23 protein-coding genes are annotated in these 24,050 nt (G+C 47.8%); 11 read left to right on the top strand and 12 right to left on the bottom strand.

The genetic code is table 11. From position 1 onward, the window contains the following. Positions 1-79 precede the first annotated feature (79 nt). The 3 genes from GXP69_RS03130 to GXP69_RS19120 form a co-directional block, all read right to left on the bottom strand. On the bottom strand, positions 80-856 hold the full coding sequence (locus tag GXP69_RS03130) for an alpha/beta fold hydrolase (protein ID WP_163912267.1): 777 nt from the start codon (positions 854-856) through the stop codon (positions 80-82). Positions 857-1,689: 833 nt separating this feature from the next. Further along, positions 1,690-3,606: a 1-deoxy-D-xylulose-5-phosphate synthase gene (gene dxs, locus GXP69_RS03135; protein ID WP_163912270.1), complete on the bottom strand. Its 1,917-nt coding sequence runs from the start codon at positions 3,604-3,606 to the stop codon at positions 1,690-1,692. Between the two features lie 100 nt (positions 3,607-3,706). Beyond that, positions 3,707-3,838 (bottom strand): hypothetical protein, encoded by a 132-nt coding sequence (locus GXP69_RS19120; protein WP_262887396.1) that lies wholly within the window; start codon positions 3,836-3,838, stop codon positions 3,707-3,709. Positions 3,839-3,944: 106 nt separating this feature from the next. Here GXP69_RS19120 and GXP69_RS03140 point away from each other — a divergent pair, with 106 nt between their 5' ends. Beyond that, positions 3,945-4,715 (top strand): segregation and condensation protein A, encoded by a 771-nt coding sequence (locus GXP69_RS03140; protein WP_317164557.1) that lies wholly within the window; start codon positions 3,945-3,947, stop codon positions 4,713-4,715. A 43-nt stretch (positions 4,716-4,758) separates the two neighbouring features. Then, entirely contained in the window at positions 4,759-5,835 is a 1,077-nt protein-coding gene (locus tag GXP69_RS03145) for a lysylphosphatidylglycerol synthase transmembrane domain-containing protein (protein ID WP_163912272.1), read from the top strand. Positions 5,836-5,920: 85 nt separating this feature from the next. Here the strand turns inward: GXP69_RS03145 and GXP69_RS03150 are convergent, their stop codons facing one another. Beyond that, the gene (locus GXP69_RS03150; protein ID WP_163912274.1) at positions 5,921-6,268 is read right to left on the bottom strand and encodes an NINE protein; all 348 of its coding nucleotides are present in this window, start codon (positions 6,266-6,268) and stop codon (positions 5,921-5,923) included. Positions 6,269-6,303: 35 nt separating this feature from the next. Further along, positions 6,304-6,630 carry a DUF2752 domain-containing protein gene (locus GXP69_RS03155; RefSeq protein WP_163912277.1) on the bottom strand — a complete coding sequence of 109 codons (327 nt, stop codon included), beginning with the start codon at positions 6,628-6,630 and terminating at the stop codon, positions 6,304-6,306. Between the two features lie 179 nt (positions 6,631-6,809). On the opposite strand from GXP69_RS03155, the gene GXP69_RS03160 reads away from it, so the two are divergent. From GXP69_RS03160 to GXP69_RS03180, 5 genes are all read left to right on the top strand, one after another. Then, the gene (locus GXP69_RS03160; protein WP_235925539.1) at positions 6,810-8,159 is read left to right on the top strand and encodes a PQQ-dependent sugar dehydrogenase; all 1,350 of its coding nucleotides are present in this window, start codon (positions 6,810-6,812) and stop codon (positions 8,157-8,159) included. A gap of 8 nt (positions 8,160-8,167) precedes the next feature. Then, entirely contained in the window at positions 8,168-8,527 is a 360-nt protein-coding gene (locus GXP69_RS03165; RefSeq protein WP_163912282.1) for a c-type cytochrome, read from the top strand. A 30-nt stretch (positions 8,528-8,557) separates the two neighbouring features. After that, entirely contained in the window at positions 8,558-8,764 is a 207-nt protein-coding gene (locus GXP69_RS03170) for a YgaP family membrane protein (protein ID WP_163912285.1), read from the top strand. 100 nt (positions 8,765-8,864) lie between these two features. Continuing rightward, on the top strand, positions 8,865-10,166 hold the full coding sequence (locus GXP69_RS03175) for a hemolysin family protein (protein ID WP_163912288.1): 1,302 nt from the start codon (positions 8,865-8,867) through the stop codon (positions 10,164-10,166). A 412-nt stretch (positions 10,167-10,578) separates the two neighbouring features. Beyond that, entirely contained in the window at positions 10,579-11,106 is a 528-nt protein-coding gene (locus GXP69_RS03180) for a dihydrofolate reductase family protein (RefSeq protein ID WP_163912291.1), read from the top strand. An 86-nt stretch (positions 11,107-11,192) separates the two neighbouring features. Here GXP69_RS03180 and GXP69_RS03185 read toward each other — a convergent pair whose 3' ends face one another. The 5 genes from GXP69_RS03185 to GXP69_RS03205 form a co-directional block, all read right to left on the bottom strand. Continuing rightward, positions 11,193-11,414: a hypothetical protein gene (locus GXP69_RS03185; RefSeq protein ID WP_163912295.1), complete on the bottom strand. Its 222-nt coding sequence runs from the start codon at positions 11,412-11,414 to the stop codon at positions 11,193-11,195. Positions 11,415-11,637: 223 nt separating this feature from the next. Beyond that, a complete protein-coding gene (locus tag GXP69_RS03190; protein WP_163912297.1) occupies positions 11,638-12,093 on the bottom strand; it encodes an energy transducer TonB in 456 nt (151 codons plus the stop codon). Positions 12,094-12,184: 91 nt separating this feature from the next. Beyond that, a complete protein-coding gene (locus GXP69_RS03195) occupies positions 12,185-13,450 on the bottom strand; it encodes a DEAD/DEAH box helicase (protein WP_163912300.1) in 1,266 nt (421 codons plus the stop codon). Between the two features lie 323 nt (positions 13,451-13,773). Further along, positions 13,774-14,595, bottom strand: coding sequence for a sulfite exporter TauE/SafE family protein (locus GXP69_RS03200; protein ID WP_317164558.1), 822 nt, complete (start codon positions 14,593-14,595; stop codon positions 13,774-13,776). Between the two features lie 736 nt (positions 14,596-15,331). Further along, a complete protein-coding gene (locus GXP69_RS03205) occupies positions 15,332-17,917 on the bottom strand; it encodes a lamin tail domain-containing protein (protein WP_163912303.1) in 2,586 nt (861 codons plus the stop codon). Positions 17,918-18,247: 330 nt separating this feature from the next. On the opposite strand from GXP69_RS03205, the gene GXP69_RS03210 reads away from it, so the two are divergent. The 4 genes from GXP69_RS03210 (at position 18,248) to GXP69_RS03225 (ending at position 22,311) form a co-directional block, all read left to right on the top strand. Further along, complete coding sequence (locus tag GXP69_RS03210; protein ID WP_163912306.1) at positions 18,248-19,237, top strand: aspartate-semialdehyde dehydrogenase; 990 nt, start codon at positions 18,248-18,250, stop codon at positions 19,235-19,237. A gap of 271 nt (positions 19,238-19,508) precedes the next feature. Continuing rightward, positions 19,509-20,522 (top strand): N-acetylmuramoyl-L-alanine amidase family protein, encoded by a 1,014-nt coding sequence (locus tag GXP69_RS03215; protein ID WP_235925540.1) that lies wholly within the window; start codon positions 19,509-19,511, stop codon positions 20,520-20,522. Between the two features lie 98 nt (positions 20,523-20,620). Further along, entirely contained in the window at positions 20,621-21,757 is a 1,137-nt protein-coding gene (locus GXP69_RS03220) for a tetratricopeptide repeat protein (RefSeq protein WP_163912309.1), read from the top strand. A gap of 8 nt (positions 21,758-21,765) precedes the next feature. Beyond that, entirely contained in the window at positions 21,766-22,311 is a 546-nt protein-coding gene (locus GXP69_RS03225; RefSeq protein WP_163912312.1) for a GNAT family N-acetyltransferase, read from the top strand. A gap of 11 nt (positions 22,312-22,322) precedes the next feature. On the opposite strand, the gene GXP69_RS03230 is transcribed toward GXP69_RS03225, so the two are convergent. Continuing rightward, the gene (locus GXP69_RS03230; protein ID WP_163912315.1) at positions 22,323-22,835 is read right to left on the bottom strand and encodes a membrane lipoprotein lipid attachment site-containing protein; all 513 of its coding nucleotides are present in this window, start codon (positions 22,833-22,835) and stop codon (positions 22,323-22,325) included. Positions 22,836-22,883: 48 nt separating this feature from the next. Beyond that, positions 22,884-24,026: an FAD-dependent monooxygenase gene (locus GXP69_RS03235; protein ID WP_163912318.1), complete on the bottom strand. Its 1,143-nt coding sequence runs from the start codon at positions 24,024-24,026 to the stop codon at positions 22,884-22,886. Positions 24,027-24,050: the final 24 nt, after the last annotated feature.

Raw genomic sequence — 24,050 nt, forward strand, 5'->3', positions numbered from 1 at the left:
GAGTTAGAAAGTTAGAAAGTTAAAAAGTTAAGCTGTAGAAGAAAACAACTTTCTAACTTATACTTTTCTAACTTTCTAACTAACCGTAGATTGTTTCGGCGAATTTTTCGATGGCTTTTCGGGTTTCGTAAGTGCGCTCGAACATACCCATGTGGCCTGTTTTTCCCAGGAAGTACACCATGCTGTTGTTGGGCAGGTGGCATTGCTCTAAAGCCTTATCCATAGGTACAGCACCGTCTTCTTTACCAAAAATAAACAGTACCGGAAACTTGGCTTTCTTCAGGATGTCAGTTCTGTCGGGGCGGTCGCGCATGGCTGCCAGGCCACCTACAATGCTTTCTTTTAATGTAGCCGTGCCTATTTTCTTCATCAAATCTATTTTGCTGCGGAGCTTCTCACGGTTATCGGCAAAAAACAAAGGCTCCACAAACGACTGCATAAACTTCTCTACGCCATGCTTCTCCACAAACTCGAGGGTCTTGTTTCGGTTATCCTTCTTTTCGTCGGTGTCGGGTAGGGCAGATGAATGGAACAGGCAAAGCCCGTTGAGCATGCTGCTATATTTTCCGGCAAATGCCATGCTTACATAGCCGCCCATCGAGTGCCCGATCAGAATACACTTGTCCACTCCCAGATTATCAAGCTGCTGCTTTACATGATCTGCCATTGACTCCATGCTATAGTTTACACCTCCGGTGGTGTTATTCCCAAAACCTGGAAGATCCAGCGCTATCGTTCTGAATTTTTGCTGTAGTGGCTTTTTAAAGTCCGTCCATAGTTGCTTGCTCTCGGCAAAGCCATGCAAGAAAACCAATGTGTCGCCGGAACCGGCATCAGTGTAAGTAGCGTTTGGCATAAGGTGTAGTTTGTTATTGTTTGTAAAGATAGTAATTACGGGATATCTGTTAGGCCAGGTTAAAGAAGGCTTCTGCAGACCTCGTAGCATGTGCAACTCCTGTGAACGTCTGGGCTACAGTCGTCATTTCGAGCGCAGTCGAGAAATCTTATATGTCCTTTAGCTAACTATAGTTACTACATGCCACAAGCAGTTCCTTTCATAGTTACCTTCTATCCTGGGAGCTCAACCAGCCTACTGTGCTATAGTTGCTTTGATGCGCTCACGGCCGCGGGGCCCCGTCTTCGGGCATCGCGCTGCTGCCTTCTTGCTACCCTCCTGCGTCGGGTTGCCTGTGGCACCGCAACAAGGCAAAGGCGCTCAACCCAAAGACTGAAATCACTCGATAGCTACAGCTATAGTTACTTGTATGGCTATCGTTGCATCGCCTTTCCGTGGGAGTAGTTCCGTGGGGCAAGCTGCGCCTGCCTGTTTGTGGTTTGAAATTATAGAACCATAGTCTAAACTATAGCAAAGGCAGGATTCCCCTCTTGGGAGGGGCAGGGGGTGAGTTAAATCGCTGACCATAAAACTGCGTCCTCAACTATAGTAGAGGATAGGTGCTCCCTCTTCTGTTCTTAGGAGAGGGTTGGGGTGAGGTAAAACTGGCAGGGAATGACCAACTGCAACTATAGAACGATGTCCTCATCTATAATAAAGAGTAAAATCCTGTTAATCCTAAAATCCTGTAAACCCTGATTCAGACAAAAAAGCCCTGCAGCTTCTCAAAACTGCAGGGCTTTACTCTTATGTCTTTTGTCAAGAACTCCTTTGTCAGGAGCTTTACTAGAGAACTATACTTTAACCGCCACACCGATCATCTCACGTACAGTACGCTCAATGTCTTCCGGAGCGAAACCGGCTTCGCGGTGCAATTCCATCTGCGAGCCATGCTCGTAAATCACATCGGCCATACCCAGGCGTTTCACCTGCGAACTATAGCCATGATCCACCATAAACTCGAGCACAGCGCTACCGAAACCACCCTGCAGGCAGCCATCTTCTACGGTAATAACTTTGCTGTATTTTGAGAAAATGTGGTGCAGTAGTTCCTCGTCGAGTGGCTTAGCAAAACGCATGTCGTAATGGCCTGGCGTAATACCGTCGAAGCTGAGCTTTTTGCAAACATCCACCGCGTAGTTACCAATATGGCCAAAGGTCAGGATAGCTACTTCTTCGCCTTCCTGTATGGTGCGACCCTTACCAATTTTAATTGCTTCCAGTGGTGTTCTCCAGTTAGGCATCACACCTTCGCCGCGTGGGTAGCGGATCGTGAACGGACCAGCGCCTTCCTGCGTGGCAGTAAACATCAGATTGCGAAGTTCCTGCTCATTCATGGGGGCAGATACTACCATGTTCGGGATGCAGCGCATGTAGGCAATGTCGTAAGCGCCGTGGTGTGTCGGGCCGTCGGCACCGGCAAAGCCAGCTCTGTCCAGGCAGAAAACTACCGGCAGGTTCTGAAGGCACACGTCGTGCACCACCTGGTCGTATCCACGCTGCATAAACGTGCTGTAAATGTTACAGAACGGAATCATGCCTTGCGTAGCTAAACCGGCAGAGAATGTAACAGCATGTTGCTCCGCAATGCCTACGTCAAATGCGCGGTCCGGCATTGCTTCCATCATAATGTTAAGCGAGCAGCCTGATGGCATAGCAGGCGTTACACCCATAATTTTAGGGTTCTGCTCGGCCAGCTCAACTATGGTATGACCAAAAACATCCTGGTACTTAGGCGGCTGTGGTTTTTCGTGGTGTGTTTTGTAGATCTCACCTGTAATTTTATCAAACAGACCCGGCGCGTGCCATTTGGTCTGGTCTTTTTCGGCCAGGGCAAAACCTTTGCCTTTGGTAGTTACACAGTGCAGGATCTTCGGACCCGGTATATGCTTCAGGTCTTCCATTACCGATACCAGATGATTGATGTCGTGGCCGTCTATAGGGCCGAAGTAACGGAATTTAAGTCCCTCGAACAGGTTACTTTGCTTCAGCAGAGACGCCTTGATGCCACTCTCAATTTTAGAAGCAATCTGCTGGGCATTCGGGCCAAACTTACTGATCTTGCCAAGGATATTCCAGATCTCGTCGCGCACCTTGTTGTAGGTGCGGGAGGTGGTAATGTCGGTTAAATATTCTTTCAGAGCGCCCACATTAGGGTCTATGCTCATGCAGTTATCGTTCAGAACTACCAGCAGATTGGCGTTGGTAGCACCGGCGTGGTTCAGGGCTTCAAAAGCCATACCGCCTGTCATGGCGCCATCACCAATTACGGCAATGTGCTGACGCTCTTTTTCGCCTTTGTACTGCGAGGCAACAGCCATGCCCAACGCCGCCGAAATAGACGTGCTGGAGTGGCCTACGCCAAAGGTATCGTACTCGCTTTCTTTACGTTTCGGGAAGCCGGAAATGCCACCGTATTTGCGGTTGGTATGAAATATATCGCGGCGGCCGGTTAATATCTTATGACCATACGCCTGGTGCCCTACATCCCATACAAGCTGGTCGTGCGGCGTGTTAAACACATAGTGTAATGCTGTGGTAAGTTCTACCACGCCCAGGCTGGCGCCAAAGTGGCCACCGTGTATCGACACTACATCAATAATATACTGTCTTAGTTCCTGGGTTACCTGCAGCAACTGTTCCGGCTTCAGCTTTCGCAGGTCGGCAGGTGTGTTGATGGAGGCAAGCAACTCTCCGGGTTTAATGATCATAAGAATATCTTTAAGACAATCAACAATTTCTGTTGTCAAAAGTTTGCTGGTTGTAAAACTATAAAACGTCCGGGCAAAACGTAAAATTAGTAAAAAACTGTCAAGGAATCATCCGGCTTTTCAATTTACTGCCTGTAACTATAAAATTTGTGCCAGAAAAGCCACTATCCTGTATCAGAACTATAGTTGCCAGTTTATGGTTCAGCATCCTGGCGTCATCAGTCTTGGCCAATACTTTACTATAACGGCATTAAGAAAGGAGTTACATTAATTCAGGCAAAAATGTTTAAATTTGTTTTTCACAGGCGCCGCGCGCTGCAGCAAAAACCAGAAGTAAAGTGAGTTTCGAGATAAAATTACCGTTGTTTGAGGGGCCGTTCGATCTGCTGCTTTTCTTTATTGAGCGCGATGAGCTCGACATACATGATATTCCGATCTTCCAGATTACGAATGAGTTTATGGGCTACATCAGGCAGCTTGAGCAACTGAATATTGAAGTAGCCAGCGATTTTATACTTACGGCCGCCACCCTGATGCGCATAAAGGCCAAAATGCTGCTGCCCCGTACCGAGAAAGACGAAGAAGGTAACGAAATAGACCCGCGCCAGGAACTGGTACAGCACCTGTTAGAATATAAGAAGTATAAAAGTGCGGTGCCAGCCCTCTCAGAAATGGAAGACCTGCGCCTGGCCCAGGAAAACCGCGGCAACATACACGATGAACTACAGGTAATTGCCAACGCCAATAACTTTGAGTACGAGCTGCAGGACCTGAACCTGTACCGCATTATGCGGGTATTTGAGAAAGTAATGAACCGCTATGCCGAAGAGCAGAACCGCCCCAAGCATACAGTTATTCAGTATCCGTATACCATTGAGGGGCAGCGTGAAGTTATCCTGAACATGGTAACCCAACGCCAGCGAACTACCTTCTCAGAAGTAATTAAAGCGTTTCCGGATAAGATCGGGATGATCTTTAACTTCCTGGCCATACTGGACATGTTGCAGTTAAACCTGATCGGGATTGAAGTGGGCGACGGATTTAATGATTTTACAATAACTATAGCCGAAGGGCAGGCTGCCCAGGTAACACAACTGCTGGTAGAGTAGTAACTTAAACCTCCGGTAGACAGAAGAAAGCCAGCATACCTGCATGGATCAGAACCAAAAAACCATACTCAAAAGCTTTAGTCCGGTAAAGGTACTTATACCTGTAGTACTGGGCCTGGGGGCTACAGCCTGGTTATTTATTAAAGACGACAAGCTGGGCGACCTGAAAAGCATTGCCGATGCCAACATGTGGTGGATGGCTGCTGCCATCCTGGTGCTTATCATCCGCGATTTCGGATACATTTACCGTATCCGGGCGCTTACTGATAAATTTTTGAGCTGGCGCAACAGCCTGGACGTGATCATGCTTTGGGAGTTTGCTTCTGCTGTTACGCCATCGGTGGTGGGAGGTACTACGGTAGCTACCATCATTCTGAATAAGGAAGGTATTCCGCTTGGTAAGTCGCTGGCCTATGTTATGCTGACAGCCGTGCTGGATAACATGTTCTTTATACTGGCGGCACCTATTGTGCTACTGGCTACGCAAGGCGAAGTTTTCCCCACGTTAGGGCTCGATCCTTCGGATGTAAGTAAACTGAAATGGGCATTTTATATAAGCTATAGTTTAATTGCCCTGTACACGTTCCTGATGATCTATGCACTGTTTGTGAAACCGCGTGCGTTTAAGTGGTTGCTGCTGAAGATCACATCCATCGGTTTTCTGCGCAAGTGGCGAGTAAGTGCTTTTCAGCATGGCAATGAGATCGTATGGGCATCGGAACAGCTGAAAGGGAAAGACAAAGGCTACTGGGCAAGAGCTATTCTATCTACCATCTTTGTATGGTGCGCCCGTTACTTCCTGCTAAACTGCCTGATCGCCGCCTTTACAGATGTTACCCTGAGTGATCACCTGCTTATTATCTCCCGCAACCTGATTTTCTGGATTGTGATGCTGATTGCGATTACACCAGGTGGTGCCGGTATTGTAGAGATGGCTTTCCCGAGTTTCTTTGGGCTGTTTCTGGGTGGCTTCAGTAATGTGGTTGTAGTGCTTTACCGCCTGATCACGTACTATCCTTACCTGGTACTGGGATCTATCTTCCTGCCTAAATGGATTGCGAAAGTATTCGGGCGCCAGGCAAAAGAGCAGGAGGCGTACGCTTCGGAAACACGAAGGTAACCGAACTATAAACTATAGAAAAAGCAGCACTGGTAATCACCGGTGCTGCTTTTTGTTTCTGGTTACATGTAAAAGCCGAGTAACTTTAGTAGTGCAGCATACTCAGTACCTTTTGAGCTTCTTTTACATTGTACTCGTAGGCCAGTCGCTTATAGTTGATAAGGTCCAGAATGGTGCCTACAAGGCAAAGCCCGCCTGTTAACAGGTAAAGTAAACCCATGCCAATCTGGCCCAGGTAAAAGCGCTGCAGCCCGGCAATCAGCAGGAAGCCAACTATAATCAGGATAAGCACTTCCTGTGGTTTTTTCCGGCGTGCGCGGTAAATAAAAGCAAATTGTTTCGCGTCCTCATCCGAAAGGTTTTCTACCAGCGATTGGATGTACTGAAGTTCGTTGGGTTCCAGTTCGGGCATAAAGTTTAGCATTCTGGCCATGGAAAAGTGTGTTTAGTTAGTGTTAGTTTGTGAGTTTACTTGCGCGTTGTTTGCTTATAGTTAAAGTGCAGACGCAACAGTTGCAAGCATCGGCCGCCAAGCACTAGAACGGCTGGCGCCCCAAGCGGATGCGCTTCCCACGACTTTGCAAATTCTCCGCGTGCAAGCCACGCAATAGCATGCCCTAATCCGCAGCCTGGGCACCACTCTAGTAAATAACTGAACGGGCAAAAACTGAACAGGTGCTCTATGTCAGGTTGCATCAGCGCCAACACAATCAGCCCCACCAGCCACATAAATGCTTCCGGTAAGTAAAGCCTATAGTTTGCCCTCTGAACTGCTCCTGTGTTTGCTCTGCCCATGCTTAACTAAAGTGGTATCGTACCGTACTCAACTATAATTACTTAAAGGTTAACAAAAAATAATTATATTCAAAATGGTAAGACCTTTACAACTTCTGATTTATTTTCTGCTGTTTTTACTGTTGTCTGGTTGCTATCGGACGCGTTCCTCAAAAGGTGGAGGTGACCTGAGCAGATTAATGGAAAACAGACTTGTTAACCCTGCTGATGTGGAGCTGCCCGCAGGCTATAAAGCAGAAGTAGTGGCAACAGGCCTTACCTTTCCGACGGATGTGGCTTTTGATGCGCAGGGTCAGGTTTACGCTATTGAAGCTGGTTATTCGTATGGTGAGGAGTTTCTGGAGCCAAAACTGCTCCGGATCGGGCCGGACGGTAGTAAGACAACTATTGCCACCGGGGCTATAAATGGCCCCTGGACCGGTATCAATTTCCACGACAACGCCTTTTATGTAGCAGAAGGCGGGCAGAAAGAAGGTGGTAAGATCTTAAAAATAACTTCGGATGGAACTATAACCACGCTGCTGCAGAACCTGCCTACCTTCGGAGATCACCACACCAACAGCCCGGCTATTGGCCCCGATGGCAACCTATATTTCTCTACCGGCACGGCAACCAATTCTGGGGTAGTTGGCCCTGATAACTATGACATGGGCTGGCTGAAACGCAAGCCGGACTTTCATGATATCCCGTGCCAAGATATTACCCTTACCGGGCAAAACTTTACAAGCAAAGCAGCAGAAACAGGTGAAGTAAAAACTACAGGGCCTTATCTGCCTTATGGCACACCCGCCACAGCGCAGCAGGTTATCCAGGGAGCGTTGCCTTGCTCGGGCGCTGTGTTCAGGGTAAGTCTAGAAGGCAGTAATCTTGAACTTGTGGCTTGGGGACTACGCAATCCGTATGGCCTTACGTTTGCGCCGGATGGGCAACTATACGTTACCGAAAATGGCTACGACGACCGGGGCAGCCGCCCTGTTTGGGGCACTGGCGACTATTTGTGGCGCATACAAACCGGCCAATGGTATGGCTGGCCCGACTTTGCAGGTGGTCTTGCCTTTAACGGCGACCGGTTTAAAGTGCCCGGCGAAACTGCCCCTCAGCCTTTGCTTGCCTCACATCCGGCCACGCCGCCAAGGCCTGTCGCAAGCCTGGGCGTGCATTCCTCATCTAACGGACTCGATTTTTCAACAGCAGCAGCATTTGGGCATGTTGGCGAAGCATTTATAGCGCAGTTTGGCGATATGGCCCCCAATGTAGGTAAAGTGCTGGCGCCGGTCGGTTTTAAGGTGGTGCGTGTTAACGTCGAAAATGGTGCTGTAACAGATTTTGCCAAAAATAAAGGGAAAGAGCATGCGCCGGCATCGGCACTGGCAACCGGCGGGCTGGAGCGACCGGTCGCTGTAAAATTCTCTCCGGATGGCACAGCGCTGTACATAGTTGACTTCGGGATTATGCAGAACACAGGCGATAAAACGATACCGCTTAAAGGAACAGGCGTGATCTGGAAAATTACACGAACCGCACTATAGCCACCGCCATGATAAAATATTTACTTTATAGTTCAATCGTATTGCTGCTGATAGCTTGCGGAACTGCCAAACGCGGAGAGCCCGCTTACGCTCCCCTGGCAACTACAGAACCGGCAGTAGTGCAGGGCAAAGTGGTGTTCGATACGTTTTGCCATAAATGTCATCCCGGCGGCGAGGCGGGTCTGGGGCCAGCCATCAACAACAAGCCGCTGCCAGGCTTCCTGATACGTTTTCAGGTCAGAAACGGATTGGGCGTAATGCCTGCTTTTTCAGATAAAACTATAAGTGATAGTGACCTGGATGTACTTGTAGCCTACCTTAAAACGTTAAGAAAAGCAAAGGAGGATAAACCTGCGCAGGCACCGTAAGTATAAACTATAAACCTAAAACTGAAAGCTATGGAATGTAACGTTGGATTAAAAGAGCAGAAATTGCGGGTGCTGGCAGGGCTGGCCCTGATAGGCGTTGGCGCATATTATAACACAAAGCCGCTGGCCGCACTGGGGCTGGTGCCCATTTTAACCGGTATGCTGCGTTGGTGCCCCGTAAACCAGGCCTTCGGGTACAATGGTTGCAAAACAGATCATATAAAAGATTACACCTGATACATTTAATTAATTTATACTTTTGCAAAAGACTGATCGTAATCGGTTTCTAAACTATACACCACGCTAATAACACCCCTGCTGCTGACAGCCGCTTTATATGGAAGTTATCATTATTCTGATTCTCACATTACTAAATGGATTTTTTGCTTTATCCGAAATTGCACTTGTCTCTGTTAAACGTAGCCGCATAGAGCAGCGCGCCGCAGAGGGCAGCAGCAGCGCCAAAGATGCACTCAAATTGCTGGATGAGCCCGAGAACTTCTTATCAGCGGTACAGGTGGGTATAACGCTTATCGGTATTATTGCCGGTGCTTATGGTGGGGCCGCCTTATCAGCAAAGCTGACACCTGTAATAGCCGACATTGATGGACTGGCAGCTTATGCAGATGAGATAGCTATAGTTGTAGTAGTAGGCCTGATCACCTACCTGACTATCGTGATCGGGGAGCTGATACCTAAAACCATTGCCCTTAACAACCCGGAGCGTATTGCATTGGCCGTTGCGCCAGTTATCCGGGTGTTTACCAGGGGTACATATCCTTTTGTAAAGCTGCTATCAGGCTCAACAAACCTGTCGCTTAAAGCAATGGGCGTAAAGCAGAACAAAGGCGAGGCAACCCTTACAGAAGATGAACTGCGCCACCTTATAAAGGTAGCCGGCCGCGAAGGTGTGCTGGAAAAGGAAGAAGAGCGTCTGCACGACAACCTGTTTTACCTCTACGAGCAACGCAACCGCTCCTTAATGACCTACCGCACCGAAGTAGAATGGATTGACCTGTCGCGCCCGCTGGAGGAAATTTACCAGATCATTCAGCAGAGTGCGCATACCAAGTTCCCGGTTTGTGAGGGTTCACTGGATAATGTGCTGGGCATACTGGCTGTAAAAGATTACTTTGAGCGTGTAGAGAAGCAGGGCGCCACACTGCAGGAGGTGCTCAGACAGCCAATATTTGTGTCGGAGTCGATGTACGCGATGAAAACCCTGAAACTGTTCCAGCAGAAGAAACACTACCTGGCAATGGTGGTTAACGAGTTTGGAGCGGTAGAGGGCATTATTACGCTGCATGATATTATGGAAGCTATAGTTGGCGACCTGCCCGACCTGGATGAACACGATGAACCGGAGGTTTTCCGCCGCGAAGATGGCTCGTTCCTGGTTAATGGTGCTATACTGGTGCGTGAGCTGAATCAGGAACTAGGCCTGGAGTTACTGCCAGAGCACCCTGATCGTTACTCCACTTTAGGCGGATTTGTGCTTTACACCTTATCTAAAATACCAAAAACCGGTGACAGAATTAAACTGCCCACCCACGAGCTGGAAGTGATAGACATGGACGGCAGCCGGATTGATAAGGTGCTGGTTACGGCACTTCCTGAAGAAACCGAAGAAGAGGTTTAACCTGCGGAAACTTACCGCAGCAAAAAGTAAACTATAGTTTGCCCATTTTATAGTGCCCTCACAAGGCTACCTTGCCTGCCTGTGTCCACGTTTTATAGTTTGGTTTTGCCTACCCAAGACTATATTAACCTGTCTGAAGTGAATTTGCCTAATCAAAATCTGCTGTACACTGTGCTTTAAGGCAGCCCTACCCGAAACACGGAAATTAACTGATTGCTGCGTGATCCTGGAAATGAGGAGAACAGTATGATAGGGAAAGCAAGCAGCAGCCGTATGCTATAGTTGTATCATAACCTGCAACTATAAAATCCGGCTTTAATGAAGCTTACGTGCTATAGCAGATGAAACGCCTGTAGAACCAGCGCCACATAGCGCTACGTTACACCGACAGGTAAACCACAACAACAAAGCTATGAGACAAGTAATCCTGTACATTGCGGCCAGCCTGGATGGCTACATTGCCCGCCCCGACGGAAGTATAGACTGGCTGGAAGATGAAACCTACAGGCTGGAAGGCGAAGATTACGGCTACAATAGTTTCCAGCAGGCAATAGATACTACTCTGATGGGGAACAGCACTTACAAAGTAGTAAAGGGAATGGAGATGCCCTTTCCTTATCCTGATAAAACCAACTATGTTTTTACCCGCTCTTCGCACCCCGAAGCAGCGTTTGTAAAGTTTGTGCAGGAAGACCCGGTTTCTTTTGTAAAACAACTGAAGAAACAGGAAGGTAAAGACATCTGGCTGATAGGAGGCGGGCAACTGAACATGCAGCTGTTAAATGCCAGGCTTGTAGATGAAATGATCATCACGTTTGTGCCGTTAATTCTGGGCAGGGGTATACCATTATTTGCAAGCGGTGTAAGCGAAAAAATGCTGAAAGTACAGGACGTGGCAACCTACCGGAATGGTTTTGTGCAGGTTAAATTTAAACTATAGCTGTGCCCCTTTAAAAGCCGAAACCACTCGTGCTGCGGGTGGTTTTCAGGGGTGTTAAAAGGTTGTTGTAAAGAGGGTGTTTTGTGTTACAGGCAGGTTTGTATGTTACCGTGGGTCTGTGGCTGCTGCTGATGTTGTTTTAGAGCCTCGGCATGTTTGTGCTCTAATCGCTCATTTTCCAGCATAGGCTGCGTTACCTTATCAATGTAGTCGCGGCTATAGTCAAAAGACTGGTCTACGGTTCTCAGAAACCTGTCTCCGGTGTTAAAGAACAGGCCTGTAAGTGGGGATAATCTGCTGCGTCTCATAGTGTACTCCTTTCCGGTTAGGTGCTGACGGGCGGGCACACGGTTAAATAATTGTTTATACTTAATTATACGTAATCTGCTTTTTTCAGTGCAACAATAATCGTAGAATAATACAGGCTGCGAGGGGCTGTAAAACTATAGCCAATTCTCTTCGGTAAACTACATAATCCCTTCTAATCCGCGCTTTTACTGAAGTATTTGCCCTGGCTGTAATTGGCTTTTCTCATTCAGGTTTGGTGACTGCAACTGTTACCTGTTCCAATTTCTTGACATTTAGCGGCAAACGTATTGCAATTGTATTCTGAACTTTAACAGGTGTGCCAAATTGTTTTCCAGGTGTCCATTTGCCATTAATGTCCTGTATCGCGCTTACCAGCAGCGCATCTACAATAGAGTTATGAGGCTTTAAAAGCTTAACATCGCTTAGCGTGCTGTCTTCGTGTATCACAAAAGATAGTACAACAAGACCGTCGGCAGTAGTTGCCTTTTGTTTCAGATGCTTTTTCAGGTGGGCGATGTAATCGGCTTTGCTTCCGATAAACTGTGGCATCTGTTCCACCATCACATAGGGCACATCAGCATTAACCGGTACATTTTTTACTTCTGTTTGAGCCGCTACAGGTTTGCAGAACACCATGGCTGACAAAAATGCTAAGGCAAATGCATAAAGAAGCTTCATATACGCTGGAGGTAAAAGCTATAGTTTAGTTGAGCTACAACTTAGTGATACTTTTGCTTGAGTAGCATGAAACAGATAGAACCTGCTGCTATTACTTCTTCTTTTTAGCTTTCGCTTTTACCTTTTTGCTTTTGGCCGCTTTAATTTTCTGCTCTTCCTGCTCAGCTTCTTTTATCAGGGCTTTCCAGTCGTATTTGGCATCAGCGCTAAAATCTATAGTTGCTTCGTAGTCTTCTTTTTCTACTTCAATTACCTTAATGTCTTTGGTCAGGTACTGCTGTATCTCGTCCAGTATCGGTTTTTCTTCGGGAGCGCAGAAGCTTACAGCTATTCCTTTGGCGGTGCCACGCCCCGTACGGCCTACACGGTGTACATAGTTCTCGGGCTGGTCTGGCAGGTCATAGTTCACTACATACTCTACATTTGGTATATCAATACCGCGGGCACTTACGTCGGTTGCGATCAGCATTTTCACATCGCCTTTCTTAAACTGCTTCATCGCAGATAAGCGGTCCTTCTGCTCCTTGCCTCCGTGTATTACATCGGCGGTAATATTCACGCGCTCCATGGCTTTCTGTACCCGCTCGGCACGCACTTTGGTACGTACAAACACCAGTATCTTTTTGTCCGGGTTCTGGTTCGATATCCGCTCCAGGAAAAACCGCTTGTCGTCCATTTCCACAAACATCACTGAGTGATCCACGTTTTTCGAAACAGGATCTTTTGGTGAGATCTGGATGCGCACTGGTTTGTTCACCAGCGAATAGGCCAGCTCTTTTATCTGCTCGTTTATAGTTGCCGAGAAGAACAGCGTCTGGCGGTTGCGTGGCAATTTGGTTATCAGGTGGCGGATGTCGTGGATAAAGCCCAGGTCCAGCATATGGTCGGCTTCGTCCAGAACTAAAGCCTCTACGCGGTGCAGCCTGATATGTCCCTGGCTTACCAGGTCGAACAGGCGGCCGGGCGTAGCAACCAGAATATCGATACCATCCTGTAGTTTATCGATCTGCGGTCCCTGCTCTACGCCACCGAAAACACAGAACGTTTTTACGCGTGTGCCACGGCCAATTTCCTCAAACACTTCAGTTATCTGCAGGGCAAGTTCGCGGGTAGGCACCATTACCACACACTTTATCCCGTCTTCGCGGCGGCGGTTCTTACTGAACTGGAACCTGTCGAGCAAAGGAATAGCAAAAGCAGCCGTTTTACCGGTACCGGTCTGGGCAATGGCCAGTACGTCTTCGCCGCGCATAATGGGCGGAATCGCTTTAAACTGAATGTCGGTAGGGCGTTTGAAGCCCAGTTTGTTCAGGCTCTTCTTTATTTCGTCGGAGATGCGGTAATCGTCGAACTTCATGGGTGGTGATATTTTAACTTGCCTATAGTACGGCAAAAACAGATTGCAAAGGTAGGGTTAATTGCTGAAACTATAGTTTGTGATGTGTAAACCTACTCCTGTCTCTCTGGAGGGAATTGCCTCTTTTTGTAAATTTAGTAACTATGGCGCGAGTGCCCTCTGTGTCGAACTATAGCTTGGGCCTTCTGCTGTTACGGACTAAGAAGTCCGAAAGAGCAATGGTAGTTGAAGTCACGGATCGCAAAATGAAAAAGAAATTCCCCTCATCGGTTAGGGGTGGGTTATCGTTATAAAGCAACAGTTTTGCGGCCCGGAGCTATAGTTTATCCCTTCAGTTTTACCCACTCCTGCACGGCTGAGCTCAGTTTTTTAAAGTCGGAGCCACCGGAGCCGTAGGTGTCGTAAGCGAATTTGAGGATGATGCCGGTAACAACTATAAGGAAAAGCACCCGCACAAAACCAACCCCGCGTTTAAGGGCAGTACGCGTGCCCAACTGCGAGCCTATAATGCTGCAAACAGCCATCGGAATTGCCACCTCATAGAGCACATGGCCCTTGTAAATAAAGTAGCCCAACGCCGATAAATTGGTAGCCACATTTACCACCTTAGCAGCCGCCGATGCTGCCAGAAAGTTAAAGCCAAACAGCCCAATGAAGATAAAGATCAGAAAGCTGCCAGTGCCGGGCCCAAAAAAGCCATCATAAAAACCTATAGTTGCCCCGATCAGCAGGCCGTATAGTTTTTCTTTTTTGTCGGTAAGCTTGGGGGCATGCAGCGAGCCAAAGTCCTTTTTGATGAACGTATAGATTGCCACCAGCACCAGCAGCACCAATATCAGTGGCTTCAACAGGTTGGCATCAATGTGGCTCAGGGCACGTGCACCCAGAAATGAGAATACAAAAGCAGCACCAGCCGCCGGAACTATAGCCCAGTAGTTGATTTTTACGTTACGCACGTATTTTACCATCGCTGCCGTAGTACCGGCAATACCGGCAAACTTACCTGTACCAAATGCTGTTGGCAACGGCACGCCTGGCAAAAACACCAATAAAGCCGGCAACTGAATCAGGCCGCCTCCGCCTACTACCGAATCTATAAAGCCTGCCATAAACGCAAACAGGCACAGGTAAATAATTTCTTCCACCGACGTACAACTCTGAGTAACAGAAAAAAGTGGCGCAAGTTATAAGATTAATTGTTGATTGCTACATTGTTGGTCGTCGTTTTGCTACAATATTAAGTTCTGGGAAGGTTACAGATAAACTTGAATATCCGGGGTTAACTCTCCCTAAAGGGAAATGCCTCATGTTGTGTTTGCTACAGCTATAGTTCTGTGGTTACAAGTTTTCCAGCTATCCCTGCCGCTCCCAAACCAAAGAGGGGAGCCTTAATGCTATCGCTATAGTTTGAGGCATCGTTCTATAGTTGGCGTGAGTCATCCCCCTACCCCACCTAGGAGGGGAATTGTTGCTACTGCCAAATCAAAAGCTATACATTTATAGTTACAGACCACGAATAGGCAGGCATAGCCTGGCCCTCGGAACTACTACCACGAAAAGTCGATGCAATGACAGCTTATCACCAAACTATAATAACTATAGCTATCGAAATGATATCAGTCTTTGGGTTGAGCGCCTTTGACTTGTTGCGGTGCCGTCAGGCAATCCGACGTAGGAGGATAGCAAGAAGGCAGCAGCGCGATGCCCGAAGACGGGGCCCCGCGGCCGTGAGCGCACCAAAGCTAGATTGAAACGATAGGCTGGTAGAGCTCCCAGGATAAAAGATAGCTATGAAAGGAACTGCCTGTGTCCGGTGGCAACTATAGCCAACTATAGAAGAAACTGCTTGTGGCAATTCATCAACTATAGTTAGCTATAGAACTACAACCTACTACCCACTACAACTTTCTCTTTATGCACGCTTTTCTCGCCATTAAGTCCGAACAGCTCAATGTAGAAAATATAGTAGCCAATGCCTGCTTTGGAGCCATCCTGCTTTAGGCCGTCCCAGCGGAAGAAGCCGTTGCTGGCCAGCATCTCATTCCGCACCAGCTTGCGGACCTCACGGCCATTGGAGTCAAACACGGTAATGTTGGCGGTTAAACCAGTCTGGTCGGTGCTATAGTTTATAATCGTGAAATCATCGTAGCCATCTCCGTTTGGCGAGAAAACCTGTGGCGCAACAGAAAAAGCCTGGCGCACCGCTACCCCATCCCGCGACTGCGAATTTTTATAACCCGGCGTGGCAAAGATTGTAGTAGCCGCCGAATGAAAATTGCTTGCTATAGTTTGCCCGTCCAGCCGAATGCGTTCCAGCGACACGCCATTCAGGTCATCCAACAAAGCAAAATGCATGTCCGAACTATAGCTGAAGCGATCCGCTACGTTGCCATCTGGTTGCAGTACTACCACGGTACCGGCATTGTCGGGGTAGCTGGGTAGGCTACTCATTCTTAAAAAGGTTTGCTCGCGGGCAGCAGGGTAGTTGGTTTTAATGTTTTCGGGGTTAGATGTGAGCACCACGTATTGCCCTGGCGCCAGCACATAGTTGGTTGCAGTGATAGTCCGGAGGTTGCTGATGGTGTCGCCGGCGGTGATGGCCAGTTGCCAGTTTTTAAGGTCTATGTATTTGTCGCTGCGGTTTACCAGTTCTACAAAATCCACACCGTTGGGCCGTGGGTTAAAGAGAATCTCGTTGATAACCACATTGCCGGGAGCAGGAGCCGAAGGTAGGGCAAAAGGTATAGTTTGTGGCTGGTTGTTGAGGTTGCCGGCACAGTCGGCTATACGAGTGGCACTTAAGGTGTAGAGTTGGCGCTCCTGCAATGGCGAGGAAAGAGTAACCATTACTTCTGTAAACAGCGGCCCCTGTACCTGCACATTGGCTATAGCTATAGTTGGGCTGATGCTATAGTTGGCTATTGTTGCGGCCTGTACACTGTCTAACCGTTCGTTGAAACGGAGCAGAACCTGCGTTGGTGAAATGGCGGTAGCGCTGACTATAGTTGGTGGAGTATTGTCCGGTACAGAGGCTGCTACAGAGTTGGGCTGAGCCGGTGTGCCGCCACGCAGGTCAACCGAAGCCGTCCAGTTCTCGGAGCCGGCACAGGGGTTGGTTACGTCGATCATCTCCAGGCTCCAGCCGCCTTCGCGCTTGGCCGTATTCTTATACCAGCTATCGCTATAGTTTACAGCGTATATCAACCTGCCATCCGGGCGGCGCAGTTGCAGCAGTTCTCCCGCATTGTTCAAACTCGGGAAATTACTGATGCCAATTACTTTCCCGAATGGCGTAAAACTGGCCACCTGTGTATTGGGTACAACTACAGCATATTCGCCGGGCAATAGCTGTGCATTAGGTAAGGTGGTGGTAGAAGTGGCGTCGGAATAACGGATGCCCTGCAGCGTAAGCACTTTGTTTGTTGTAGCGTTGTATAGTTCGATGTATTCCTGTGCAGGCAGGCCAACTACAGGTGTTTCGTCGGCCATTATTTCGGTAATAATAAGTTCGTTGTAGCCGGGAAGCACTGCCGGCGGTATAAAACTATAGTTGCGTACAACAGGCTCAGAAAGGGTATTGCCATGCAGGTCCTGCAGGTTAGCTATAGTTAGCGTATTATTGCCGACACCAAAGCCCTGTCCGAAAACCAGTCGCACGGTACCTGCCTCGGTAAGCTCGGCTATAGTTGGTTTTATAGTTCTGTTGAGTGTATAGTTGGCTATAGTTTGGGCCTGCTCCGGCTGCAGCGGCTCGTTAAACCTGAGCGTAAGTTCCTGCTGGTTTATCGTTTGCAGTTCCTCCAACACCGGCGGCTGGGTATCGGTTATCCTGAAATCATCAAAGTAAAAGTTCTTGCTGTTCGCTGATGTATAGCGTACCAGTACCCCGAAGTATGACGATCGTTTATGCGCTGCATCTGTAGCCGTGCCCTGGCGTACAAAATTCTGGCCCGTGCCGCTTACATCAATGCTTAGTTCCCACTCATAGTTTATAGTTCGGGTTACCCGCACACGTACCACGTTATTGGTTGTGGCAACGGTTTTGTCCTGCCCGTTTATCAGTATTACAGCTGTTTTACCGGCATCTTTGCGATAAAGGCTTACTTCGTCGGTGGTGTTGCCGATACGTACAAAATAACCATTTACATCTGCTGCTTTCAGGTCTGCTTTATCGGCAATCAGGTAAACATCAGTATAGTTGGTGGATGAGGTGGCCAGTTTCAGGTTTGCCCAGAACTCCCAAGTAGTGCCTACCACAGCCTGCGAGGGCGTAACAAGCTGAACTATAGTTCCGGTTACGGCTGGCCCGTTGCTTTGCAGCTGCTGCTGGGCGTTAACTATAAAACTGCCCGCGTCGCCGGTCCAGGTAGGGTTTCGGGTAAAATCGCCATCCGAAAAGTTGTCCTGCAACTGGGCTGTGGCAATAAGCGGAAGTAGCAGCAGTATAGCGAGTAAAGTTTGTTTCATGCGCAGAAATTGTGCTAAAAACTTACGTTATTTGCAGCGCGGACTTAGACACTCACAGGTCTGAAAGACACTGTGAGGTCAAGCACCTTGCATCCGTTTTATAGTTTTAGAACTATTACGGGACGCGGATTGGTTAGTTAATACAGATATTCCAGTTAGAGAGTTGAGGAGTTAGAGAGTTTAGGAATTTTGATTGAGTGAATGAGTGATTGAGTAGATTTTAATCCTGTTAATCCTTTCATCCTGCAAATCCTGATTCAGACAAAAAAACAATCAACAATCCAACAGTTTAACCATCAAGCCATTAAACAATTTAATTATATACCCTAAATGAAAGTAGCAGTAGTAGGCGCTACCGGTTTGGTAGGCGGCGAAATTTTGAAAGTACTGGCGGAACGTGATTTCCCGGTGACTGAGTTGTTGTTGGTTGCTTCTGAGAGATCTGTTGGTAAACAGATGGAGTTTAAGGGTAAACAGATAAAGGTTATCGGGATGCAGGACGCGATTGCGGCTGCCCCGCGAATTGCCATTTTTTCTGCCGGCGGAAGCACCTCTACTGAGTGGGCTCCTAAGTTTGCTGAGGCAGGCATTACCGTAGTCGACAATTCATCGGCGTGGCGCATGGACCCTACCAAAAAACTGGTGGTGCCGGAGATTAATGCCAACGAACTGACCAAAGCAGATAAGATCATAGCTAACCCGAACTGCTCTACCATACAAATGGTGGTAGCACTTAATAACCTGAACAAAGAGCTGAAAGCAAAGCGTATAGTTGTAAGCACTTACCAGTCGGTAACAGGTACAGGTGTAAAAGCGGTGGAACAGCTGATGAACGAGCGCGCCGGCAAAGAGGGCGAAAAGGCATATCCTTACCCGATCGACCTGAACGTGCTGCCGCACATCGATGTGTTCCAGGACAACGGCTATACCAAAGAGGAGATGAAGATGATCCTGGAAACCAAAAAGATCATGGGCGACGACTCTATCCGTGTTACAGCTACTGCAGTTCGTATTCCGGTAATGGGTGGCCACTCGGAGTCGGTGAACGTGGAGTTTGAAAAAGATTTTACGCTGGACGAGGTTTACCGCATTTTAGGCGAAACCGAAGGTGTGAAGGTAGTAGACGACGTAAAGAACCTGCAGTACCCGATGCCGAAAGATGCACATGGAAAAGATGAGGTACTGGTTGGTCGCATCCGTTACGACGAAACGCAGCCTAAAACTATAAACATGTGGATCGTGGCTGATAACCTGCGCAAAGGTGCTGCAACCAATGCGGTACAAATTGCAGAGTACCTGGTGAAGCACAAGCTGGTGTAAGTTCCTTGACAAAAGCTTTTTTGACAAAGGACAAAAGACTGTTAAAAGTAAAATTTGCTCTTTCGGGAGCTAATGAATGGGGACTTCTTAGTCCCCATTTTTGTTTTAGAGAATTTTCCCCGCCTATGTAGAACTATAGTTGCTTCCCGCTACTTGCATAACCGGCTGAAAAGCATAACTTGAAGCTTACTATAGCCTTATTTTCTGTAGTCTGTAAAATTTTTGACGCTATCAATTCGTAAGAGATAGTGAAGACCAAACGTTAACCTTCTTGCGGACCTTTATCCTCTTTCTTTCCCTTTTTCTGAGTGCTGCTCCCGTGTTCAGTCAGTCTCATGCTGAGGTAGTAGCCCAGCAGGGCGATGGCATTTACCTGTTGCTTCGCCGCCATGGTCTTGAGCCTGCAGAACATTTGCGCACGTTTATAGAGCTTAATCAGGACAACCTGGGGCAGGATAACAGCTTGTATGCCGGTAGAAGTTACCTGTTGCCAGCTTCCTCGGGAGGTAACGCGGCAGTTAGCAAACCTGCAAAAGCAGCGCCAGCCGTTTTAATCGAGCCACTATTTGGCAAAGCCTATGAGCGGGTTGAGATAAAGGATAACCAGTTGCAGGGCACAGTTTATTACCTGCTTGCAGGGCACGGTGGACCGGACCCGGGTGCAATCGGCAAATATGGGCCATACGAGCTGAGTGAAGACGAATATGCCTACGACGTAACTATACGGCTGGCCCGCCGCCTGATGGAGCATGGCGCTACCGTTTACATGATCATACAAGACCCTGACGATGGCATACGGGACGAAAATATCCTGAAAATGGACAGGGATGAAGTAAGCTATTTCGAGAAGCAGGTGCCACACGGCCAGGTACAGCGGCTGAGAAGCAGGGTAGCAGATGTAAACCGCTTATACCTGAAACACAATGGTGTACACCAGCGCATGATTGCCGTGCATATCGATAGCCGCAGCGAAGGGCAGAACATAGATGTTTTCTTTTATCACCACGAAAATAGTTCGGACGGAATGGCACTTGCCCAGCGAATACATGAGGTGTTTGATACAAAGTACAACCGTTACCAGCCCAACCGCTCCTATTTCGGCACGGTTACAACCCGCAGCAGCCTGTATGTGGTTAAGTATAGCCATCCGCCTACTGTATTTGTAGAACTGGGCAATATCAGAAGTGAAAAAGACCAGCGCCGTTTCGTTATCCCCAACAACCGGCAGGCGCTGGCCAACTGGCTCTGCGAAGGCATTATTGCCGACTATAAGAGCAGCAAGTAACAATACTTTTTTATCTATAGCAGTAAGGTTTAGCCGTAGGTATTTTGTATCGTCAGAATAAAGTTTTTTCTATATTTATGAAAGGAAAAACCTGGCCTATGAAAGCAACTTTACTGCTAAACCTGTTACTGTGTCTGAGTTTTATAGCATTTGCTCAGGATGATAAAATAACTGCCGAGATAAAGGACCTGTATCAGGAAGAGCAGTTTGACAAGATCATTAGCAAATACGGCGGAAAGGCCACTGCCTACCCTGCAAAGGCTGTCTATTATATCGGGATGGCTTATTACATGAAGGAAGATGATCAGAATTGCCTGAAGATGATGGAGCTTTCAATCAGTAAAGATTCCGGTAACGCATTTCCCTATTTCATTAAAGGTAAAACACTTCAGTACCTTGATCAGCATTACAAGGCCATCGAGAGCATAAATCAGGCAATTAAACTAAGCCCCGATAATGCAGAATTCCATAGTGCTTTAGGAGATTCTTATAATGAGCTTAACGAACCGGGTAAGGCCTTGCAGGCCTATAGTATTTCTGTAAGTAAGAATGATGTGCCAGACAGGGCGTTTGTAATGATACCACAGATGTACAACGCTATGGGAGACAAAGCAAAAGCACTTGCCACGTTTTATACAGCTAAAGAGAAAATCGCGAAGGAAAGCAGTTCTTATATCACTGTGCTCTTCAACATTGGTTTATACGAGTATCTGGACGGAAACTACGATCGTGCAGAACAGGCTTACAACGAATTGCTAAGCCTGGCGGCCAATGATTATCACACCTATGCCAAGCTTATACAGGTTTACTATGCAAGGAAAGAGTACGTTAAAGCTACACCGTTAAGAGATAAACTATACGATGCCTATAACAAAGGCTTACTAAAGGATAACCTGGAGGATATGTTCTGTTTTGATCAGTTTATCTGGAACGGTAAGCGTATACAGATTTTTGAACGCTTTGATGAACCGGAGGGGAAAATATATTATAAGCATATTTTTTATGTAGTTAATGAAAACGGCGATATAGAGTACAGTATACAAACAGAGAATTCGCCGGTTTCGATGGAGCAGGGCGGGCCAAAGTACCTCATCGGAATGCGGAAAGGGAATAGCCACTATACTTATAACGTGGGGGTTGAGCAGAACTTTAACTATGAGAAGCTAAAAAATCAGGTTATAGACATACTAGACGATAAAATCAAACCGACAGCGTCTACACACCCCGGTAAGTAACAAAAGCCATGCACATCCACACCGAAAGGCTCCTACTCATTCCCTTCACGTTAGAGATCACAAAACTGCTGATGGCTGGCGACACAAGTATTCTCCAGAAGCTTGGCCTTCAGCTCACACCATACTGGCCCGATCAGGAGGCGATAGATACATTTCCGAAGATCATCAATAACCTGGAGAAGGTGCCTGAGCCAAGCGGCTTCGAGTCGTATATGGTGGTGCACCGCCTTAGTATGACGGTAATTGGCGATGCTGGTTTTAAAGGTTTACCGAATGATGATGGCGCAGTGGATATTGGGTATGCTATAGTTGCGCAAGCGCAAAAGAACGGCTATGGTTTTGAAGCTGCCAATGGATTAGTGAACTGGGCATTTCAGCAGCCGGGCGTAAAAGTAATTACGGCCAGATGCTTGTTGGATAATTCGGCTTCGGCCAGGGTATTGGAGAAACTTGGCATGCAGCAGATTAGCCGGGATGAAGAGCTGATCCGTTGGAGAATGGACCATCCAACGCTATTACAACAGGCAACTATAAAAACAAAAGCCGGCAATTAACCGGCTTTCTCTTATTCTGCTTGCGCTTTATCGTCGCACTTTCTATTTATCAGTTCTTTCATGTTCTCCAGGCAGGGCTGCGGCACAAAAGCATATACTTCCTTGTCGTTCAGGCAGTATTTAAAGCTGGCGAAGGTGCTGCGGCTGTGTGGGTAAATCCATCGGTCTTTGTTGCAGCCCATAACCTGCAGTGGGAATTCGTCGGCATAATAATCAACAAAACTTACTACTTCGTTGCCTTTCATAAAAAGCAGGCGGTTGTGTCCTTCCGCCACATCGCTGCCGCTTTCCCATTTCACACCGGTTTCGGCCTCAATGTCTACAACTGTTTGCTTTCCCTGAAAAAAGTACATCTTGTCCCAATCAAAATCAGTTAAGCTGCCCATGTCAACTATAGTATAACCTTGAGCATTTTTGTTATCGGCCTCTACGGCGGTTCTTAGCTTTTCAAGTAACGCTTTGTTGCTGTCAGAGCAGCCAGCCAGCACAAAAACAGCAAATACAAACAGGAATATCTTTCTCATAAACGGTTATGCAAACTATAGCGCTAAGGTAAGGCAAATAGGGACAAACTAAAAGTCAACGCGGTACAGGTCTTCCATCTGGCGCTGTGTTATAAACTCAGGCGTTGCCCTGAAAATAGCATTCCGGGCCTTTATCAGCAACGGATTTTCACGCTGCGATGCCCAGCCCAGCAACCGCGATAGCCGGATAACCTTAGCCGTTCTGTTCAGGCGGCGCTTTTCATAATTTTTTAAAGCAATGGTTATCGTTGACTCCTGTTGCAGGCATTGCCCCAGCACTACAGCATCTTCTATGGCCTGGCAGGCACCCTGTCCCATATTAGGCGTGGTGCCATGAGCAGCATCACCAAGCAACACGATGCGGTTAAACACAAACTGTTTCAGGGGTTTCAGGTCGGCAATATCTCCCCAAATGAGCTCGTCAGGTTTGGTGGCGGCTAATACCTGCTGTACTGGCTCGTGAACCCCTTCAAAATGGGCCGCCAGTTGTACAGGTGTCATCAGGCGCATGCGCTCGTCTTGCTCCGGTGCGTTGATGCAGGCATACCAGTAAATACGGTTGCCCGGGAGGGGCGCCATGCCTACCCGCCCCTGAGGTGCCCATGTTTCTGCCGAGATCATATGGTTTATAGTTACCCCGGGATTTTGGATAACACCGCGCCAGCATGTATAGCCAGCATAACGCGGCCTGCTTGCCGGCAATAACTGTTGCCGGATTATAGAGTTTATCCCATCTGCCGCTATCAGCAGATCAGCTATAGTTTGCGTGCCATCGGTAAAAGTGATTTGTACCTGGTTCCCCTGCTGTTCTATAGTCTGGCAGCGCTTGTTCAGGTGTAACGTACCCGGTTGCAGCGCCTGCGCCAGTACATCATGCAGGTCGGCGCGGTGAATTACAAAGTTGCTGATGCCATATTTACGGCTCAGCGTGCGCGTATCCTGGTTTGTGATAATCTGGTTGTGCTCATCGAAAATCGTAAGTGCTTCCAGTTCTTTTCCCCGCGCAATCACGCCATCGGCAACTCCAAGTCGCTGCAGACCCTGTATGGCATTAGCTGCAAGGCCTACTCCTGCGCCTACCGGTTTCAGCTCGGGCGCTGCTTCGTATACCTGCACTTCAATGCCTTGCTGTTGCAGCGCAATTGCCGCGCACAAGCCACCTATTCCGCCTCCTACAACTATAACTTTCATGGCTGTACGTTATCCATTTAGTTG

The sequence above is a fragment of the Pontibacter burrus genome (genome assembly GCF_010686685.1).
GTDB classification, from domain to species: domain Bacteria; phylum Bacteroidota; class Bacteroidia; order Cytophagales; family Hymenobacteraceae; genus Pontibacter; species Pontibacter burrus.

What these genes read in the sequence shown, in the direction of transcription:
- GXP69_RS03130 (WP_163912267.1), bottom strand. Translation starts at nt 856, where the DNA reads ATGCCAAACGCTACTTACACTGATGCCGGTTCCGGCGACACATTGGTT.
- dxs (WP_163912270.1), bottom strand. Translation starts at nt 3,606, where the DNA reads ATGATCATTAAACCCGGAGAGTTGCTTGCCTCCATCAACACACCTGCC.
- GXP69_RS03145 (WP_163912272.1), top strand. Translation starts at nt 4,759, where the DNA reads ATGGATCAGAACCAAAAAACCATACTCAAAAGCTTTAGTCCGGTAAAG.
- GXP69_RS03150 (WP_163912274.1), bottom strand. Translation starts at nt 6,268, where the DNA reads ATGGCCAGAATGCTAAACTTTATGCCCGAACTGGAACCCAACGAACTT.
- GXP69_RS03155 (WP_163912277.1), bottom strand. Translation starts at nt 6,630, where the DNA reads ATGGGCAGAGCAAACACAGGAGCAGTTCAGAGGGCAAACTATAGGCTT.
- GXP69_RS03160 (WP_235925539.1), top strand. Translation starts at nt 6,810, where the DNA reads ATGGAAAACAGACTTGTTAACCCTGCTGATGTGGAGCTGCCCGCAGGC.
- GXP69_RS03165 (WP_163912282.1), top strand. Translation starts at nt 8,168, where the DNA reads ATGATAAAATATTTACTTTATAGTTCAATCGTATTGCTGCTGATAGCT.
- GXP69_RS03170 (WP_163912285.1), top strand. Translation starts at nt 8,558, where the DNA reads ATGGAATGTAACGTTGGATTAAAAGAGCAGAAATTGCGGGTGCTGGCA.
- GXP69_RS03175 (WP_163912288.1), top strand. Translation starts at nt 8,865, where the DNA reads ATGGAAGTTATCATTATTCTGATTCTCACATTACTAAATGGATTTTTT.
- GXP69_RS03180 (WP_163912291.1), top strand. Translation starts at nt 10,579, where the DNA reads ATGAGACAAGTAATCCTGTACATTGCGGCCAGCCTGGATGGCTACATT.
- GXP69_RS03185 (WP_163912295.1), bottom strand. Translation starts at nt 11,414, where the DNA reads ATGAGACGCAGCAGATTATCCCCACTTACAGGCCTGTTCTTTAACACC.
- GXP69_RS03190 (WP_163912297.1), bottom strand. Translation starts at nt 12,093, where the DNA reads ATGAAGCTTCTTTATGCATTTGCCTTAGCATTTTTGTCAGCCATGGTG.
- GXP69_RS03195 (WP_163912300.1), bottom strand. Translation starts at nt 13,450, where the DNA reads ATGAAGTTCGACGATTACCGCATCTCCGACGAAATAAAGAAGAGCCTG.
- GXP69_RS03205 (WP_163912303.1), bottom strand. Translation starts at nt 17,917, where the DNA reads ATGAAACAAACTTTACTCGCTATACTGCTGCTACTTCCGCTTATTGCC.
- GXP69_RS03210 (WP_163912306.1), top strand. Translation starts at nt 18,248, where the DNA reads ATGAAAGTAGCAGTAGTAGGCGCTACCGGTTTGGTAGGCGGCGAAATT.
- GXP69_RS03220 (WP_163912309.1), top strand. Translation starts at nt 20,621, where the DNA reads ATGAAAGCAACTTTACTGCTAAACCTGTTACTGTGTCTGAGTTTTATA.
- GXP69_RS03225 (WP_163912312.1), top strand. Translation starts at nt 21,766, where the DNA reads ATGCACATCCACACCGAAAGGCTCCTACTCATTCCCTTCACGTTAGAG.
- GXP69_RS03230 (WP_163912315.1), bottom strand. Translation starts at nt 22,835, where the DNA reads ATGAGAAAGATATTCCTGTTTGTATTTGCTGTTTTTGTGCTGGCTGGC.
- GXP69_RS03235 (WP_163912318.1), bottom strand. Translation starts at nt 24,026, where the DNA reads ATGAAAGTTATAGTTGTAGGAGGCGGAATAGGTGGCTTGTGCGCGGCA.